A 16,871-nucleotide genomic window follows, 5' to 3' on the forward strand; every position below is an offset into this window, starting at 1 on the left:
GGTCAGGGGGCGTGGTGCCCCCCGCCGCCGTAGCCACTGCCGTAGCCTCCGCCGCCGTAGCCGCCGCCCCAGCCGCCGCCGTACTGGCCGTCCCCGGAGCCGTAGCAGTAGCCCGGGTACTCGACGCACGGGTTGTAGCTGGGGGTGCTCGACGGTGTCGATCGCGCGGTCGTCTTCGACGCGGACGGGGTGGGCGTCGGCGTGGCGGGTTTCGCGGCCTTGGTGGCCGGGGTGGCGGACGCGGTCGGGGTGGGCGTGGTGTCGGCGTCCCAGTTGACGATCTGCATCTGCAGGTCGGGCTGGGAGGTGTCCATCACCCAGCGCTGGGAGCTGACGTCGGCCCGGGTCTTGACGACCAGGGCGCCGCCGCCGTCCGTGGCGGCCGGCGCGAGCGCCAGGTCCTGGTTCCAGCGGGGCACCAGCACGCCCTGCAGGGTGAAGTCGTAGTGGACGCTCTTCGCCTTGGTCCCGCTCGCGGCCGCACACGGGGCGAGCTGGACGGAGTAGCCGAGGTGCGAGTCGAGGCACAGCTCGGGGGCGGCGGCGTTGCGCAGCAGTCCGTCGCCCTCGTACGTCCACTGCTGGCTGGCGGCCGAGGAGCACTCGGCGAGCTCGGTCTCGGCGCCCTTGACGGCCTTCTTGCCGACGACGCCGATGCACAGGCCGGAGGCGATGTTGTGCAGCCGGCCGCGCAGGGTGCCCTGCGTGGTCTGGCTGGTGCCGATCCAGGACGGTCCCGAGGTGGAGGCGCCGGCCGGTGTGGCGGACGGTTTGGCGGTGGCCGAGGTGGTGTCGTCGCCGGAGCCGAGCACCGACCACAGCACCAGTGGCAGCACGACCAGGCCGCTCACGGTGCCCACGGCCACGGTGAGGTTGCGGCGCCGCACCCGGCGGGCTGCGCGCTGCTTGGCGCGGCGGGAGGCGGCGGGGTGCACGACCAGGTCCTTGCCCTGGGCGGCCGGCGCCGCGAACGCCTCACCGCCGGCGAACCCCCCGCCGGGCACGGTGGCGGGTTCGGCGGGCTGTTCGGTCAGGCCGGCCCGGGACTCCATGTAGGCGCGGGCGCCCCAGCCGAGCACGGCCTCGGCGAGGGCGATGCCGAGGCCTCCGTTGAACTGGTGGAGCTGGTCTGCGGTGTACCGGCAGTGCTTGCAGCCGTTCAGGTGCTGCTGGAGGTCCCGGTCGACGTCGACCCCGCCGCGCCGGAAGGTCACGTCGATCATCCGCACGTAGCGCTGGCACTCGTCCTCGTGGGCGAGTTCGCGGTGCACCTGGACGCACTCCTCGCGCATCCGCTCGCGGGCCCGGCGCAGTTCGACCCGCGCGTCCTGCTCGTCGAGGCCCAGCAGTGCGGCGGGTGCCGCCAGGGGCTCCGACTCGACCTCGGTGTGCCACAGCACGGTGCGCGAGGACGGGGTGAGCCGCTGGAAGGCGCGGGAGAGCAGCCGTCGGTTCGCGGGCGGGAGCAGCCGGGCGGCGGCCCGCTCGCCCTTGCCGACGCGCAGCTGGGGGTGGAGCAGTTCGCCGCGGCCGTCGTTGTCCCATTCGGCGGCTATGCGCCGGACGGTGACAAGGAGTTGGGGGCGCCAGGCAGCAGTCGGGCCGGCCTGGCGGAGGGATTCACCGAAGAGCCGGGTGAATGCGGCGGTGGTGAGCATTCCCGCACCGCGCGTCCCGTCGGTGCACAGACGGGCGTAGGCGAAGGCCGCTTCCCAGTGCCGGTCGAGAAGTTCACCGACGGGGTGCAGGGCGGGTGCGGTGCCCGTCCACTGCTTGAGCTCCGTGCTGAGCTGCTCGTCGGTGACGTCGAACGGCCGGGCGGGGGTAGGGGAATTCCCCAGGCCTGCGTCATTCACGGCGGCATTCCTCCAGACGCAACGCGGGATTCGGCCCATACCGTCTGGTATGCAACCGGTACACGACCCGCCGGCACCGAGGGGCCGGATGGGTGTGATGGGGGGTTCGGCACTCGAACGTCCGCCGACGGCAGCTCTTTTGAAGCGTGGGGGGCGTACGGGAGCGGCCTCGCGCATGCGGCGGTGAAAAATAATGGTCCGCATGCCGACACGCCACACCTTTGCACAGGCCAGCAGGGCAGAACAAGAGATCTCGGGGTTTTGCGCATTGCCCGGTGGCTGCGGTAATTTGACGAAACGTCAATGACAGAGTCCGCGCTATGTCGCCGTATCGACATCGCAATTGACGCGGGGATTCGGGGCCGACCGCCCCGGTATCGGCAGCAACCATTGAACCACGGCCCGACCTGCACAAGCCGCCCGCCACCGGCGCTCGTGAAACCAATGACCGGGTACATTAAGGGCGTTCGGCGGAGCGGTAGGTGCCGGGCGGGACACCGTATCTTTCTCGGAAAACCCGGTTGAAGTGGAACGGGCTGGGAAATCCGGACGCGGCGGCGACCCGCTCGGCGGTCAGGTCGGTGCTCTCCAGCAGCCGCGCGGCATGTCGCAGCCGCGCCTCGCGCAGCGCGCGCATCGGGGGCACGCCGGTCTGCCCGGTGAAAAGGTGGGCGAACCGGGACGGCGACAGCGCGACACGCGCGGCGAGCGAGCGGACCGTGTGCGGGGCGCCCGGGTCGGCGGCGATCAGTTCCTCGGCGCGGCGCACCCGCTCGTCCCGCTCGTCCCGGCCGGGTGCCGCCCGGGGCGGGCCGGCGGTCGCGAGCAGAACCGCCTCCTCCAGCGCGCACAGGGCGAGTTCGCGCGCCGCGCCGCCGTGCGCGACGGCGACGGGGTCGTCGCCGGGCGCCGGGACGGGCGGCGCACCGGTGCCGGTCCAGCGGGAGTCGGCGAGTACGCGCTGGAAGGCCGCGTCGATCCGGGCGTGGGTGTCCTCCGTGGCGCGCACGGCGTACACGCCGTCGCCGAGGGCGTGGGGAGTCAGCCACTGCGTCCAGTGGGGGCGCACCTGGCAGTGGGTCCACCAGAACCGCCAGTGGCGCGCGCCGGGCCCGACGGCGTATCCGTGCGGGACGCCGGGGGCCAGGACGACGAGGTCTCCGGGGCGCGCGGCGGTCTCCACCGCCCCCTGCCGCAGCAGGCCGCGGCCGTCCGTCGTCCAGGTGAGCAGCCAACTGCCCGATCCCCCGGGGCGGTTGATGCGGTAGCCGGGACCCTCGTCGTAGCGGCCGGTGACGACCATGCCCGGCGGTGGGGCCGGGGCAGCAGTGCCGGGCAACTCCGCAGCGTTCATGGGCATCCTCCCCGTCGGTGCGTCGGCCTAGCGTGACAGGTCCAGAGCACCGGACCGAGGAGCACGAGCATGACAGCCATGGGCATCGACACCACCGTCCTGCGGCAGTTCGAGGAGGACGGGTTCACCGTCGTACGGGGGTTGTTCGGGTACGACGAGATCGACCGGTTGTGCGCGGAGTTCGCGGCGCTGCACGCGGCGGGGCGGGTGGTGCCGGGGCACTTCGAGCCGAAGCCGACGGCGGATCCGCTGCACCGCTATCCCCGGGTGATGCAGCCCCACGAGATCAGCGCGCCGGCGCTGCGGTTCCTGCTCGACGCGCGGCTCCGGGTGGTCCTGGAGGCGCTGTTCGGGGAGGAGGTGCTGGCCGCGCAGAGCATGTTCTACTTCAAGCCGCCGGGGGCCCGGGGGCAGGCGCTGCACCAGGACAACTTCTATCTGCGGGTGGAGCCGGGGACGTGCGTCGCCGCGTGGGTCGCCTGTGAGGCGATCGACCGGGAGAACGGCGGGCTTGAGGTGGTGCCGGGAACGCATCGGATGGACTTGTTCTGCCCGGAGGAGTCGGACGCGGGGCTGTCGTTCGCCAGGGAGTACGTGGCACCGCCGGAGGGGCTCACGGCGGTGCCGGTCGACATGGAGCCGGGGGACGTCCTGTTCTTCAACGGGAGTCTGGTGCACGGGTCACAGCCCAACCACTCCGCGAACCGGTTCCGGCGGTCGTTCATCGGCCACTATGTGGGGCGGTCGGCGGAGCGGATCGGGGGGTATTACCGGACGTTGAGCATGAGCGGGGACCCCGTTTCCTTGCTGGAGAGCGCAGGCGGCGGTCCTTGCGGGACGTCGCGGTTGTGATTCGGGTGCGGGTGAGCGGGGGTTGAGCACGCCCACGCGGCGGCGCCGCACGTCGAATACAGCCCCGCGCCCCCAGGGGGCGCGCCTCAGTGGCCGGAAATCGGATGGGGACCGTAGGGCTGCTCCAGCTGCTCCAGCTCCTTGTCGCTGAGTTCGAGTTCCACCGCCGCCACCGCGTCCTCGATGTGGTTCGGCTTCGACGCGCCGATGATCGGGGCCGTCACCGTGTTCTGGTGGAGGAGCCAGGAGAGGGCCACCTGGGCCCGGGGGACGCCTCGGGCCTCGGCGATGCGGGTGACCGCCTCCACGATCGCCCGGTCGCCCTCCTGGTAGAGGCGGTTGCCGAAGTTGTCCGTGGAGCTGCGCTCGGTGACCGTGCCCCAGTCGCGGGTGAGGCGGCCCCGGGCCAGCGGGCTCCACGGCAGCACGCCCACACCCTGGTCAGCGCAGAGCGGCAGCATCTCGCGCTCCTCCTCGCGGTAGAGGAGGTTGTAGTGGTCCTGCATCGACACGAACTTGGTCCAGCCGTTCCGCTCGGCCGTGTACTGGGCCTTGGAGAACTCCCAGGCGTACATCGAACTCGCCCCGATGTACCGGGCCTTGCCCGCCTTGACGACGTCGTGCAGCGCCTCCATCGTCTCCTCGATCGGCGTGGCGTGATCGTAGCGGTGGATCTGGTAGAGGTCGACGTGGTCGGTGCCGAGGCGGCTGAGGCTGTGGTCGATCTCCGTGAGGATCGCCTTGCGGGACAGCCCGCCGCCGTTGGGGCCGGGGCGCATGCGGCCGTGCACCTTGGTGGCGAGGACGATCTCGTCGCGCCGGGCGAAGTCGCGCAGCGCCTTGCCGACGATCTCCTCGCTGGTGCCGTCGGAGTAGACGTTGGCGGTGTCGAAGAAGTTGATGCCCGCCTCCAGCGCCTGCCGGATCAGCGGGCGGGACGCCTGCTCGTCGAGGGTCCACTCGTGGGTGCCGCGGTCGGGCAGGCCGTAGGTCATGCAGCCGAGGCAGATCCGGGACACGTCCAGGCCGGTGCGGCCGAGCTTCACGTACTCCATCGTTGTCTCCCACCGTCGAGATCACGTCGTACAGAGGCGAGCGTACGTCGGCCGGCCGGCCGGTCTCGTGTCGTGGCGGCGGTTATCGGACGATGTCAGTGCCGCTCCAGCAGGTCGAGCGCCTGTTCCCAGGCGAACTCGGGGCGGCCGCCGTCCGCTTCGGCCTCGCCGGCACAGGGGTCGCCGAAGCGGACGCCGAGCGCGCGCAGCCGGGTCAGGCTCTCCTGGTAGGCGGGGTGTGCGGCCAGCGCGTCGGCGACGCAGGGCAGGACGGCGATCGGGACGCCCAGTCCCAGGGCCTCGCACAGGGTGCCGACGGCGAGGGTGTCGGCGAGCCCGGCGGCCCACTTGTTGACGGTGTTGAAGGTGGCGGGGGCGACCACCACGGCGTCCGGCGCGGGGAAGGGGCGCGGATCGGCGGGCCGCCGCCAGGCCGACCGGACGGGGCGGCCGGTGCACGCCTCGGCCGCGGCGGTGTCGAAGAAGCCGTTCATGGCGACGGGTGTGGCGATGACCCCGACCTCCCAACCGCGTTCCTGGGCGGCGGTGATGAGCCTGCCGACGCCCGCGGCGATGCCAGCGGCGCAGACGACGAGGCAGAGGAAGGGCTTACGGGGCTCATCGGTCATCCGCGAACCCTATGCGGGCGCTACCGGAGCGGGAAGGACAGGCCCCGCTCGGACTCGGGGCGCGGGCCGTGGATCCGGCGTTCGTGCTCCTCGATGGGGACGTCGTTGATGCTGGCCTCGCGCCGGGTCATCAGTCCGTGCTCGTCGAACTCCCACAGCTCGTTGCCGTACGACCGCCACCACCGGCCGTCCGCGTCGTGGCACTCGTACTGGAAGCGGACCGCGATGCGGTTGCCGTCGAAGGACCACAGGTCCTTGCGGAGGGCGTAGTCGAGTTCCCGGGCCCATTTGGCGGTGAGGAACTCGACGATCGCGGCGCGGCCGGTGACGAACGTGCCGCGGTTGCGCCAGACCGAGTCCGCGGAGTAGGCGAGCGCCACCCGCTCGGGGTCGCGGGTGTTCCAGGCGTCCTCGGCGGCCTGGACCTTCTGCACGGCGGTCTCCCGGCTGAAGGGCGGCAGGGGCGGACGGTCGGCCATGGTCTCCTCCTCAATGAGAGAACGTACGTTCTCACGATCGCTGCTACCGTAGGAGAACGCACGTTCTCTCGTCAAGGAGTGGCCCATGGACAGCGCGGTCGCGCGTGAGCAGGCTCTGGACGCCGCCGAGCGGCTGTTCTACGGGCGCGGGGTGCAGTCCGTCGGCATGGACGACATACGCGGCGCCTCCGGCGTCTCCCTGAAGCGGCTCTACCAGCTCTTCCCCGCGAAGGAGCAGCTCGTGGCGGCCTACCTGGAGCGGCGGGACGTGCGCTGGCGGCAGCGGCTCGCCGAGCACGTCCGGCGGCACGAGGATCCCCGGGAGCGGCTGCTCGCGGTCTTCGACTGGCTGGAAGGGTGGTTCGGCGAGGCGGACTTCCGGGGGTGTGCCTGGATCAACGCGTACGGCGAGCTCGGCGCCACCTCGCCGCGGGTGGTGGCCCAGGTGCGGGGCCACAAGCGGGCGTTCCGGGAGTACCTCGCGGAGCTGGTGGCCGACGCCGGGCTGGACGCCGCGCTCACCGGACCGCTGTTCCTGCTCGCCGAGGGTGCGATGGTCACCGCGGGCGTCAGCGGGAGCACCGAGCCCGCGGCCGAGGCCCGCGCGGCGGCCCGGGTGCTGCTGCGCGCCGGGTGACGTCAGCTCGCGGCGGCGAGCCGCGCGAGCGAGGCGCGGGCCTCGGCGAGGGAGGCGGCGGCGGCTTCCTCCTGGCCGGCCAGGAGGGGCAGCACGTCGACGCGGGTCAGCTCGGCGGCCACCGGGTGAAGGTGCTCGGGCCGGACGCCCAGCCGGCCCGTCCAGGCCTTCAGGTACGGGCCCTGGAAGTCCAGGGCCGCCCGGCCGGTGTCCGGGCCGTAGGCGCCGCCGCGCGCCAGGACGGCCACCACCCGGGTGCCGGACAGCAGGCTCTCCCCCGTGTCCGGGTGGGCGAAGGCACCGGGGAAGGTCACCCGGTCGATCCATGCCTTGAGGGCCGCGGGCACCGCGAAGTTGTACATCGGGACGCCGAGCAGCACCGTGTCCGCGACGGCCAGCTCGGTGATCAGGGGCAGGGTCTGTTCCCATTCGCGGGCCTCGGCCGGGCTGTCGATCAGCGCGGACACCTTGGCGGGCGGCACGAAGCCCTCCCGCTCCACCCGGCGCCCCAGGGTCGCGTAGGCGCCGGTGAGCGGGGGCACCGGAGTGGCGGTCAGGTCGCGGTGGCGGTACTCCGCCGCCGGGTGCCCGGCGCGCCAGGCGCGGGCGAAGTCGGCGGTGAGGCGCCTGGTCACGGAGTCGGCGGTCGCGTCGGCGCTGGAGTCGATGTGCAGCAGCATGGGGTGGTCACCTCGGTCGGTCCGGATACGTCGAAGGGGTGACGGCGCACACGGCGGAAAGGTGACCCCATGGACCGGCACGACGAGCTGGCGGCCGAGTTCGAGGCGCGGCGCGGTCGGCTGCGGGCGATCGCGTACCGCATGCTGGGCTCGGCCGGGGACGCCGAGGACGCGGTCCAGGAGGCCTGGCTGCGGCTGAGCCGGGCGGGCGGCGCGGGCGTCGGCAACCTCACCGCCTGGCTGACGACGGTCGTCTCCCGTGTCTGCCTGGACATGCTGCGCGCCCGGACCGCCCATCGTGAGGAGCCGTACGGCGAGGACCTCCCGGAGCGCGCGGCCGGTGCCGGGCCCGAGGAGGAGGCCGTGCTGGCCGAGTCGGTGGGGCTCGCCCTGCTGGTGGTGCTGGAGACCCTGAGCCCGGCGGAGCGGGTCGCGTTCGTGCTGCACGACCTGTTCGGGGTGCCGTTCGAGCGAATCGCGGCGATCACCGACCGTTCGCTGCCGGCCGCGAAGAAGCTCGCCAGCCGGGCCCGGCACAAGGTGCGGGGCACGCCCGCGCTGCCGGCCGCCGAGCAGGACCGGCACCGCGGGGTCGTGGAGGCGTTCCTGGCCGCCGCCCGGGGCGGGGACCTGGGCGCACTGCTCGGCCTGCTCGCCCCGGACGTGGTCCGGCGCGCCGACCCCGCGACCCTGCCGCCGGGGGTGGCGGCGGATCTGCGGGGCGCGCGGGCGGTCGCGGAGGGCACGGTGCTGCTGCGCGAGCGCGCCCGGCTCGCCGTGCCGGCCCTGATCGACGGCCGGGTCGGCCTCGTCGTCGCCCCGCGGGGACGGCTGCGGTACGTCCTGCGGGTGATCGTCGAGGGCGACCGGGTGGCGGCGTACGAGGTCGTCGCCGACCCGGCGCGGCTGCGCGGGCTGGAACTGGCGGTGCTCGACGTACCGGTGGCTGCCCGCTAGCCCGTCGGTTCCTTGACCGTGATGGCGTGCACCGGGCAGGCCCGGGCCGCCTCCTTGACCAGTGGGTCGCCGCCGCCGTCCTCCTTTCCGGGGAGCAGGGTGCTGAAGCCGTCGTCGTCCTGGGTGAAGACGTTCGGGGCGGTCAGGGCGCACTGCCCCGCGCCGATGCAGACGTCCCGGTCGATCTCGATGTGCATGGCAGGAGCCTCTTACCAGGTCACGGGGAGTTCCAGCATCCCCTGGATCGTGTCGCCGGGTTTGAAGGGAATCTCCTCCGGCGGTGCGGCGAGCCGCAGGTCCGGGAGTCGCTCCCACAGGGTGCGCAGGGCGATCTCCAGCTCGGTGCGGGCCAGGTTCTGGCCCAGGCACTGGTGGATGCCGAAACCGAAGGCCACGTGGTGGCGGGCCGGGCGGTGCCAGTCGAGGGTGTCGGGGTCGTCGTACACGGTCTCGTCGCGGTTGATGACCGAGGTGGCGAAGAGCACGCCGTCGCCCTTGCGGATGGTGGTGCCGGCCACCTCGATGTCCTCCAGGGCGACGCGCAGCAGGCCGTCGGCGATGGAGAGCATCCGCATCAGTTCCTCGACGGCGGCCGGCACCAGGGCGGGGTCGGCGCGCAGTTCGGCGAGCCGCTCGGGCTGCTGGAGCAGGGTGAAGGTGCCGAGCGAGATCATGTTGGCGGTGGTCTCGTGCCCGGCGACCAGCAGGATGAGGGCGAGCGCGACGACCTCCTGGCGGTCCAGGGCGCCCGCGCGCAGCCGCTCGTGGACGAGGTCGTCGAGGACGCCTTCGCCGGGCGCCTCGTCGCGGCTCTTGCGGTCGGCCAGGTCGCCCAGATAGGCCTCCAGCCGGTCGCGCGCGTCCAGGGAGTCGGCGGGTGCCGGGCCGCGCAGCAGCCGCCGGGACTGTGCCTCGAAGAACTCGTGGTCGGCGTAGGGCACACCCAGCAGGTCGCAGATGACCATGGACGGCACGGGCAGCGCGAAGGAGCTCACCAGGTCGGCGGGCGGCCCCGCGGCGATCATCCTGTCGAGCAGTTCGTCGACGATCCGCTGGATCGCCGGCCGCATCCCGGTCGCGCGTTTGAGGGTGAAGTCCGGGATCAGCATCCGGCGCTGCGTCTGGTGCTCGGGGTCGTCGAGGCCGAGCAGGGCGACCTGGCGGCGCTCCCGGGCCACCGCGAACCGGGCGTTCGGCATCGGGAAGTCCTCGCGCCGGCGGTCGCTGGAGAGCCGGGGGTCGGAGAGCAGCGACCGGGCCGTGGCGTGGCCGGTGACCGCCCAGGCGGTACGGCCGTCGTAGAGGGTGACACGGGACAGCTGGGCGCCGTCGCGCAGCGGGTCGTAGCCGGCGGGTGGGTGGTAGGGGCACGTGCGGTCCTGCGGCCAGGCCACAGGGTCGGCCGGATGGACAGTGGGTTCCGTCACGTCCGTCAGTTCGTTCATCGAAGACCTCGCAGACGAATGTCGTACGTCGTGCCGATCTTCATTAGATGCCCGGGGCACCTATGGGGCGACCGCAAGTTCAGCCAGATCGGTGAATCGGATGATCTGGCCGAACCGCACGCGGTCGGGGGGCGATTCCGCGCCGAAATTCGCTTGCCGGTGCGGCGACGCGGCCCCCAGGATCTGCGCATGAACTCTCCTGACGCCATCGTGCCGCTGACCACCGCGACCCTCCGTCGGGTGCGGGTCCAGCAGCAGCCGGGGCGTCCCTGGAGGCCCGAGCCCGCACGCCCGTGACGGCCGCGCTCGTCGCCGGCCTGCTCGCCGGGTACGGGATCGCCGTCCCGGTCGGCGCGGTCGGCACATATCTAGTGTCCCTCACGGCTCGCACGTCACTGCGTACCGGCGCCTGCGCGGCGCTCGGCGTGGCGACCGCCGACGGCCTGTACGCCCTGCTCGCGGCGGTCGGCGGCGCCGCGCTGGCGGCGGCGCTGCTGCCGGTGCTCGGTCCCCTGCGGCTGGCCTCCGCGCTGGTGCTGGTGGCGCTGGCCGTGCGCGGTGCGGCCCTCGCGCTGCGCCAGTTCCGGGAGCGGCGGCTCGCGACCCGGGCCGAGCGGCCGGTACCCGGCCCCGGGCGGGCGTATCTCGGCCTCCTGGGGATCACGCTGCTCAACCCGACGACGGTGATCTACTTCGCGGCCCTGGTGGTCGGCACCCGTTCCGCCGAGGCGGTACGACCGCTGGAGCAGGGAGTCTTCGTCCTCGCGGCCTTCGCCGCGTCCGCGAGCTGGCAGCTGCTGCTGGCGAGCGGCGGCGCGCTCCTCGGCAGGGCGCTGACCGGCCACCGTGGGCGCCTGGTCACGGCGCTGCTGTCGAGCTGCGTGATGCTGGGGCTGGCGGCCCGGATGGCGCTGGCGCCGGGCTGACGGCCGGCGCGCCCGGGCCGCGGGCGAGGTCCCGTCGGGGAGACCGGTGTCGCGTGGATGATCCGGGGCACTCCCGGTGTTGAATCGTGGCGTCAGTCATGGAAGCGACGAGGGGACGGACCTCATGCCTCTTGAGGGCGAGTACGAGCCCAGCCCGACCGCCTGGGTACGTGAACAGGTCGAGCTGTACGAGAGCTCGGGCGGGAAGGAGGGCACCACCCTGATGGACACGGGGCTGCCCGTGATCGTGCTGACCACCCTGGGTGTGAAGAGCGGGAAGATCCGCAAGACGCCGCTGATGCGGGTGGAGCACGACGGGGCGTACGCCGTGGTGGCCTCCCAGGGCGGGGCGCCCAAGCATCCCGTCTGGTACTTCAACATCAAGTCGCACCCGGTCGTCGAGCTCCAGGACGGGCCGGTCAAGCAGGACATGACCGCCCGTGAGGTCACCGGTGCGGAGAAGGCCGAATGGTGGGAGCGGGCCGTCGCGGCGTATCCGCCCTACGCCGAGTACCAGGAGAAGACCAGCCGGGAGATCCCGGTGTTCGTACTGGAACCGAAGTAGCCGGAACCGAAGTAGGGGGAAGTGACGGTTCCGGGAATCCATTCCGGCCTGGGACCGTCGGAATTTAGAAAAATCTGTTTCCGGGAGGCATGAACCGGCTCCGGGCCGGGCAGCCGAATGTCAGGCCCCGCCGCGTTCCCCCGTCGCGGCGGGGCTTTCCACTGCCTCCCGCGCGGACCGGTCGGTCACGTCCAGGAAGACCTGCAGGGCCTCGTCGAACGTCTCGGCGAGCGCCCCCTTGATACGCACCAGGACCTCCTCCACGTCCTCGCTGTCGAGGCCCGGCACCAGGTCGACCCGGGCCGCCACCAGGGTCGTATCGAGGCCCAGCTGCATCGTGAAGAGCGCCTCCACGCTGTCGATCTCGGGCTCCGCCGCGAGCTGCTCCCGGATCCTGTCACTGAGCTCGGGATCCGCCGCCTCCCCGATCAGCTGGTCGCGGGCGTCGGCGCCCAGCCGGTAGGCGACGTACACCAGCAGTACGCCGATCGCCAGCGAGGCCGACGCCTCCCAGGCGACCTGGCCGGTGACCATGTGCAGAACCATGCCGACGATCGCGAGGCAGACGCCGACCACCGCGGTGCCGTCCTCGGCGATCACCGTCCGCAGGGCCGGATCCCGCACGCCCCGGCCCTCCCGGCGGGCCTGGTGCAGCGCCCGGAACAGGGATGCGCCCTCGGCGAGCAGGGCGACTCCCAGCACGATCAGGCCGGCCACATAGCCGCTGAGCTTCTCCTGCGCGCCGTCGCGCAGTGCCTCGACCCCCTGGAAGAAGGAGAAGCAGCCGCCCATGACGAAGATCCCGACGGCGGCGAGCAGCGCCCAGAAGAAGCGCTCCTTGCCGTAGCCGAAGGGGTGCCGGGTGTCGGCCGGGCGGCGGCTGCGGCGCAGGGCGGCCAGCAGGAACACCTCGTTCAGGCTGTCGGCGACGGAGTGCGCGGCCTCCGACAGCAGTGCGGGCGAGCCGGCGACGACACCGCCGACACCCTTGGCCGCCGCGATCACCAGATTGGCGGCCAGCGCCACGAACACGGTCACACGCGTCCTGCGATCCGCCTTCGGCTGGTCCGAATGCTGCTGCTCCGGGCTCATCTCCTGCGTGCTCCCCTCCCCCGCGCGTTCGCGCTCCGAGCGTTTCCGGTCCGAGTGCTTCTGCGACGACGTCCTGCTCACCACCGCCGACTGCCCCGACGGGGGCTGATCACTCCGTGCGAAAGGCGGAAATGGGGGAACGCATTGCCTCAGGACCCCCGGCAGACCGTGGGCGGGCCCTCGGCAAGGAGGACGTGATGAGCGGCGGCGACGGCAACAGCGCGCTGGGGCACAAGGCATTCAGCCGGTCCCCCAGCCATTTCACGGACCGGATCACCGCGGACGGACGCGACGGCTGGCCGGTGGCGGCCGGACGGTACCGGCTGGTGGTCAGCCGCGCCTGCCCGTGGGCGAGCCGGTCGGTGATCTCCCGGCGGCTGCTCGGCCTGGAGAACGCTCTGTCGATGGCCGTCACCGACCCGATCCAGGACGACCGCAGCTGGCGCTTCACCCTCGACCCCGACGGCCGTGACCCGGTGCTCGGCATCCGGTACCTCGCCGAGGCCTACGACCGCCGGGAGACCGGCTACCCCGGCGGGGTGAGCGTGCCCGCGGTCGTGGACGTGCCGAGCGGGAAGCTGGTGACCAACGACTACCAGCGGCTGACCCTGGACCTGGCCACCGAGTGGACGGCACTGCACCGGGAAGGGGCACCGGACCTGTACCCGGCACGGCACCGCGACGAGATCGACGTGGTGATGGCCGAGGTGTACGAGGACGTCAACAACGGGGTCTACCGGGCCGGGTTCGCGCACGAGCAGAAGAAGTACGAGGAGGCGTGCGCGGGGGTGTTCCGGCGGCTGGAGCTGCTCGCCGGGCGGCTGGCCGGGCAGCGCTACCTGGTCGGGGACACGATCACCGAGGCCGACATCCGCCTGTTCACGACACTGGTGCGGTTCGACGCCGTCTATCACGGCCACTTCAAGTGCAACCGCTTCAAGCTCGCGGAGAACCCGGTGCTGTGGGCGTACGCCAGGGACCTCTACCAGACGCCGGGATTCGGTGACACCGTCGACTTCGACCACATCAAACGGCACTACTACCAGGTCCACACCGGGATCAACCCGACCCGTATCGTGCCCCTCGGCCCGGATCTCGCCGGGTGGCTGACGCCCCATCACCGGGAGGAGCTCGGCGGCCGGCCCTTCGGGGACGGGACGCCGCCCGGCCCGGTGCCGGCGGCCGAGGAGGTCGCGGTGGCGGGACGGCCCTGACAACGCGGAGGCAGGCATGGCCAAGAGCACGAAGAAGCTGAAGCTCCCCCTCGTCTACGCGCCCGCCGGGTTCGTGCTGAGCTGGGCCGGCGGGGCGCTGGGCGCGCTGGTCTTCCGCCGGACCTGGATGGCGCTGCGCGGCGAACAGGACGCGCCGGACGCCCTGGACCGGGACCGCGGCTGGGGCGAGGTGCTGCTGGCCGCGGCGGTCCAGGGCGCGGTCTTCGCGGTGGTGCGCAGCGCCGTGGACCGCACCGGCGCGACGGCCATAGAGCGCTCCACCGGGGTCTGGCCGGCGACCCGGAAGGGCGGCCGGGAGTGAGCGCGTTCAGCCCTGCTTGGGTGCGGAGGGCGGCAGCAGCCGCAGGGTGAAGGAGTGTCCGGCCGGGTCGGCGTACCCGCGTTCCTCGTACGGCCCGGCCGGGTCCTTCGTCTCGATCGGCCGTCCGCCGAGGCCGACCACCCGGCGCTCGGCCTCGTCGAGGTCCTCGACCAGGAAGTCGAGATGGGCCTGGAGCGAGTTCTCGGGCCGCGGCCAGCTCGGCGGGGTCGCGTTGACGTCGCGTCGGAAGGCGATCCGGAAGCCGCCGGTGGCCCGGATCTCGACCAGGTTGGCCGAGGCCTCGCCGTCCTCGGCGTCCAGGAACTCCCGGTAGAACTGGGCGAGTTTCTCGGGTTCTGCGCAGTCGAGCACCACGATGGCCGCGGTCACCAGTGCCATGCTTCCTCCCTCGGAAGGTTCTCCCCCGCACATCTGTCCCCGATCAGCGGATTCAGTCGCCGACCAGCCGCTTCCCGGCGCGCAGCTCCGCGAGCCGGGCCCCGGCCGCCGTCAGCAGCAGGTCGAGGGCGGCGGGATAGGAGCTGCCCCGCATCGAGGCCACGAGATGGCGGGCGGTGGCCGCGATGTGCGGATGGCTGGTGGCGGGCAGCCGGGCGTAGGTGGCCCGCCACACGTCCGCCTCGGCGTCACGGGCGGGCTTGGGCAGGGCGGTGTTGGCGGAGTCGAGGGCGCCGTACGCGAGGGCCTGGTCGACGAAGGCGTGGTACACGCGGACCGCCTCGGCGTCCGGGAAACCGGCGTTCCGGAGTATCCCGAGGATGGTCTCGACGGCCTGGATCTCGTACGTCCGCCCGGTCACCCGGTGGGCGCTGAGCACCGCCGCCCGGGGGTGGGCGAGGGCACCGGCGTGCATGCGCAGGCCGAGGTCGCGCAGGTCGGCGCGCCAGTCGCCGGTGGGCCGCCAGACCCGCAGGGTACGGCCGATCAGCTCGTCGGCGATGGCGAGCATCAGGTCGTCGGTGTGCCGGAAGTAGCGGTAGAGCGAGCTGGGGTCGGCGCCCAGGGCGCGGCCGAGGCGGCGCACGGACAGGGCCTCGGCGCCGTGCTCCTCGATCAGCCGCATCGCGGTCTCGACGATCAGTTCCTCGGTGAGGACCACCCCCTGTTTGGTGGGGCGCCGACGCTGCCGGGCGGCGGCCGGGACGACACGTTCGCTCAATGGGGTCTCCCTTCCTGGAGGCGCACCTTATGACAACACCGTTGACCTGTGAAGCGAACCGGCAGTTTCATGTCCCGTCACCGGGGCCGACCAGCCGGGCCCCCAGGTGCGAGCGGAGTGTGCCGGCCATGACCGACCAGCCCTACACAGCGGACCCCCCTGAGTTGCGCAGATCCCTCGGCGTCCTCGACGGCGTCGCGGTCGCCGCGTCCAGTACGGCCGCGACCACCAGCATCGGCATCGGTCTGGGGGTGACGGCCGGGGTGGTCGGGCTGCATCTGCCGGCCATCATGCTGCTGGCGTTCCTGCCGGTCCTCGGCATCGCGGGCGCCTACTCCCGGCTGAACCGGGTGGAGCCGAACGCGGGCAACGGCTATGTGTGGGTGGGCCGTTCCCTCAATCCGTGGCTCGGCTTCATGGTCGGCTGGGTGAACATCGTGGCGACGGTGGCCTTCCTGGCGTACACCACGGCGGTCACCGGATCGGCGATGCTGCAACTGGCCGGAGAGGCCGGAGTGCACCGGCTCGGCTCGCTCGCCCTCGACCCGGGTTCGACGGCTCAGACCACGGCCGTCGGCATCGTCGTCCTGGTCGCCGTCACCCTCACCGCCGTGACCGGCATCCGCACCGCCGCCCGTCTGCAGGCCGGGCTGCTGGTGTTCGAGTACGTGGTCCTGCTCGGCTTCTGCGGGTACGGCATCGTCACCGGATCCCACCCCTTCAGGCTGAGCTGGTTCGACCCGTTCGCGATCCCGTCGGCCACCGCGCTCGCCCAGGGCCTGCTCCTTTCGGTGTTCTGCTACTGGGGTTTCGAGGCCGCGTTCAGCGTCAACGAGGAGGTCCGCGACCCCCGGGACGCCTCCCGGGCCGGACTGATCACCCTGGTGACCATGCTGGGGCTGTTCCTGCTGGGCTCGGTGGCGTTCCAACGCGTGCTCTCCGAGAAGGAGCTGGCGGGGCACGGGGCCGAGGGGCTGGCGTTCTTCGGGGACCGGCTGGCCTCCCAGCCGTGGGCCGCGCTGCCGCTGGTTGCGCTGATGTTCTCGGCGGTGGCCTCGCTCCAGGCCGGGGTGATCCCGACGGCCCGGGGCATGTTCGCGATGAGCCGGGACCGTACCCTCGGGCCGGTGTGGTCCACGGTCAGTGCCCGGTACGGGACCCCGGCGGCCGGCACGCTGCTGATCGGCGTGCTGGCGGCGGCGGTCGCCGCGCTCGCCCTGGTGATCCCGCGCCTCGCCGACATGATCATGGCGACGGTGAACGCCGTCGGCATCGTCGTCGCCCTGTCGTACGCGCTCACCGCGCTCGCCGCCGCCGCGCGCTTCCGTTCGCTGCTGCGCGAGGACTGGCGGCAGGGCCTACGGGCCGTGGTGCTGCCGGCGCTGAGCGCGCTCGCCCTGCTGGGCCTCGGCGGCTACCTCGGCTGGTCCTTCTACACCTCCACCGACCACTTCGAGGTCAGCGCGGACAACGGCTGGTTCCTGCTGGCCACCCCGCTGGCGATGATCGGGTCCGGGTTCGTCGCCGCCGGCTGGGCGAAGTACGTGCGCCGCTCACCGTACTTCCGCACCGGCGAGGGCACGGACGCGGACGCACCCCAGCTGCTCACGACCCCCAACTGAGGAACA

Annotated in this window: 20 protein-coding genes; 9 read left to right on the forward strand and 11 right to left on the reverse strand. The window is 72.5% G+C overall.

Annotated features, from left to right (window positions below; translation table 11 throughout):
- Positions 1-2: 2 nt before the first annotated feature.
- Both OHB00_RS05245 and OHB00_RS05250 read right to left on the reverse strand, forming a co-directional pair.
- Entirely contained in the window at positions 3-1,856 is a 1,854-nt protein-coding gene (locus OHB00_RS05245; RefSeq protein ID WP_406431702.1) for an RICIN domain-containing protein, read from the reverse strand.
- A 457-nt stretch (positions 1,857-2,313) separates the two neighbouring features.
- Complete coding sequence (locus OHB00_RS05250; protein WP_406431704.1) at positions 2,314-3,210, reverse strand: helix-turn-helix domain-containing protein; 897 nt, start codon at positions 3,208-3,210, stop codon at positions 2,314-2,316.
- 69 nt (positions 3,211-3,279) lie between these two features.
- Here OHB00_RS05250 and OHB00_RS05255 point away from each other — a divergent pair, with 69 nt between their 5' ends.
- The gene (locus tag OHB00_RS05255) at positions 3,280-4,062 is read left to right on the forward strand and encodes a phytanoyl-CoA dioxygenase family protein (RefSeq protein ID WP_406431706.1); all 783 of its coding nucleotides are present in this window, start codon (positions 3,280-3,282) and stop codon (positions 4,060-4,062) included.
- Positions 4,063-4,148: 86 nt separating this feature from the next.
- On the opposite strand, the gene OHB00_RS05260 is transcribed toward OHB00_RS05255, so the two are convergent.
- The 3 genes from OHB00_RS05260 to OHB00_RS05270 form a co-directional block, all read right to left on the reverse strand.
- Positions 4,149-5,117, reverse strand: coding sequence for an aldo/keto reductase (locus OHB00_RS05260; RefSeq protein ID WP_406431708.1), 969 nt, complete (start codon positions 5,115-5,117; stop codon positions 4,149-4,151).
- Between the two features lie 95 nt (positions 5,118-5,212).
- Positions 5,213-5,746 carry a flavoprotein gene (locus OHB00_RS05265; RefSeq protein WP_406431709.1) on the reverse strand — a complete coding sequence of 178 codons (534 nt, stop codon included), beginning with the start codon at positions 5,744-5,746 and terminating at the stop codon, positions 5,213-5,215.
- A 20-nt stretch (positions 5,747-5,766) separates the two neighbouring features.
- Entirely contained in the window at positions 5,767-6,225 is a 459-nt protein-coding gene (locus OHB00_RS05270; RefSeq protein ID WP_406431711.1) for a DUF1348 family protein, read from the reverse strand.
- 85 nt (positions 6,226-6,310) lie between these two features.
- On the opposite strand from OHB00_RS05270, the gene OHB00_RS05275 reads away from it, so the two are divergent.
- Complete coding sequence (locus OHB00_RS05275) at positions 6,311-6,862, forward strand: TetR/AcrR family transcriptional regulator (protein ID WP_406431713.1); 552 nt, start codon at positions 6,311-6,313, stop codon at positions 6,860-6,862.
- 2 nt (positions 6,863-6,864) lie between these two features.
- Here the strand turns inward: OHB00_RS05275 and OHB00_RS05280 are convergent, their stop codons facing one another.
- Complete coding sequence (locus OHB00_RS05280) at positions 6,865-7,542, reverse strand: FMN-dependent NADH-azoreductase (RefSeq protein ID WP_406431715.1); 678 nt, start codon at positions 7,540-7,542, stop codon at positions 6,865-6,867.
- A gap of 69 nt (positions 7,543-7,611) precedes the next feature.
- Between OHB00_RS05280 and OHB00_RS05285 the strand changes: the two genes are divergently transcribed.
- Positions 7,612-8,499 carry a sigma-70 family RNA polymerase sigma factor gene (locus tag OHB00_RS05285; protein WP_406431717.1) on the forward strand — a complete coding sequence of 296 codons (888 nt, stop codon included), beginning with the start codon at positions 7,612-7,614 and terminating at the stop codon, positions 8,497-8,499.
- Here the strand turns inward: OHB00_RS05285 and OHB00_RS05290 are convergent.
- Both OHB00_RS05290 and OHB00_RS05295 read right to left on the reverse strand, forming a co-directional pair.
- Positions 8,496-8,696 (reverse strand): ferredoxin, encoded by a 201-nt coding sequence (locus tag OHB00_RS05290; RefSeq protein ID WP_406431719.1) that lies wholly within the window; start codon positions 8,694-8,696, stop codon positions 8,496-8,498. The genes OHB00_RS05285 and OHB00_RS05290 overlap by 4 nt on opposite strands.
- 12 nt (positions 8,697-8,708) lie before the next feature.
- Positions 8,709-9,944, reverse strand: coding sequence for a cytochrome P450 (locus tag OHB00_RS05295; RefSeq protein WP_406431721.1), 1,236 nt, complete (start codon positions 9,942-9,944; stop codon positions 8,709-8,711).
- Between the two features lie 18 nt (positions 9,945-9,962).
- Between OHB00_RS05295 and OHB00_RS05300 the strand changes: the two genes are divergently transcribed.
- From OHB00_RS05300 to OHB00_RS05310, 3 genes are all read left to right on the forward strand, one after another.
- Positions 9,963-10,241 carry a hypothetical protein gene (locus tag OHB00_RS05300; RefSeq protein ID WP_406431723.1) on the forward strand — a complete coding sequence of 93 codons (279 nt, stop codon included), beginning with the start codon at positions 9,963-9,965 and terminating at the stop codon, positions 10,239-10,241.
- Positions 10,238-10,870, forward strand: a complete 633-nt coding sequence (locus tag OHB00_RS05305) for a LysE family transporter (protein ID WP_406431725.1) — start codon at positions 10,238-10,240, stop codon at positions 10,868-10,870. The genes OHB00_RS05300 and OHB00_RS05305 overlap by 4 nt, the downstream gene beginning before the upstream one ends.
- 124 nt (positions 10,871-10,994) lie before the next feature.
- Positions 10,995-11,435, forward strand: a complete 441-nt coding sequence (locus OHB00_RS05310; protein ID WP_406431727.1) for a nitroreductase family deazaflavin-dependent oxidoreductase — start codon at positions 10,995-10,997, stop codon at positions 11,433-11,435.
- Positions 11,436-11,555: 120 nt separating this feature from the next.
- On the opposite strand, the gene OHB00_RS05315 is transcribed toward OHB00_RS05310, so the two are convergent.
- The gene (locus tag OHB00_RS05315) at positions 11,556-12,527 is read right to left on the reverse strand and encodes a cation diffusion facilitator family transporter (protein ID WP_406431729.1); all 972 of its coding nucleotides are present in this window, start codon (positions 12,525-12,527) and stop codon (positions 11,556-11,558) included.
- A gap of 197 nt (positions 12,528-12,724) precedes the next feature.
- Here OHB00_RS05315 and OHB00_RS05320 point away from each other — a divergent pair, with 197 nt between their 5' ends.
- Together OHB00_RS05320 and OHB00_RS05325 are read left to right on the forward strand one after the other, a co-directional pair.
- Positions 12,725-13,741 carry a glutathione S-transferase family protein gene (locus OHB00_RS05320; RefSeq protein WP_406431731.1) on the forward strand — a complete coding sequence of 339 codons (1,017 nt, stop codon included), beginning with the start codon at positions 12,725-12,727 and terminating at the stop codon, positions 13,739-13,741.
- A gap of 16 nt (positions 13,742-13,757) precedes the next feature.
- Positions 13,758-14,063, forward strand: coding sequence for a DUF4235 domain-containing protein (locus OHB00_RS05325; RefSeq protein ID WP_406431733.1), 306 nt, complete (start codon positions 13,758-13,760; stop codon positions 14,061-14,063).
- A 6-nt stretch (positions 14,064-14,069) separates the two neighbouring features.
- Here OHB00_RS05325 and OHB00_RS05330 read toward each other — a convergent pair whose 3' ends face one another.
- Together OHB00_RS05330 and OHB00_RS05335 are read right to left on the reverse strand one after the other, a co-directional pair.
- On the reverse strand, positions 14,070-14,462 hold the full coding sequence (locus OHB00_RS05330; protein WP_406431735.1) for a VOC family protein: 393 nt from the start codon (positions 14,460-14,462) through the stop codon (positions 14,070-14,072).
- A gap of 52 nt (positions 14,463-14,514) precedes the next feature.
- Entirely contained in the window at positions 14,515-15,243 is a 729-nt protein-coding gene (locus OHB00_RS05335; RefSeq protein WP_406431737.1) for a TetR/AcrR family transcriptional regulator, read from the reverse strand.
- A gap of 128 nt (positions 15,244-15,371) precedes the next feature.
- Here OHB00_RS05335 and OHB00_RS05340 point away from each other — a divergent pair, with 128 nt between their 5' ends.
- The gene (locus OHB00_RS05340; RefSeq protein WP_406431739.1) at positions 15,372-16,865 is read left to right on the forward strand and encodes an APC family permease; all 1,494 of its coding nucleotides are present in this window, start codon (positions 15,372-15,374) and stop codon (positions 16,863-16,865) included.
- Positions 16,866-16,871 lie beyond the last annotated feature (6 nt).

Origin of the sequence: Streptomyces sp. NBC_00631 (assembly GCF_045206895.1) — a bacterium.
Lineage (GTDB): Bacteria > Actinomycetota > Actinomycetes > Streptomycetales > Streptomycetaceae > Streptomyces.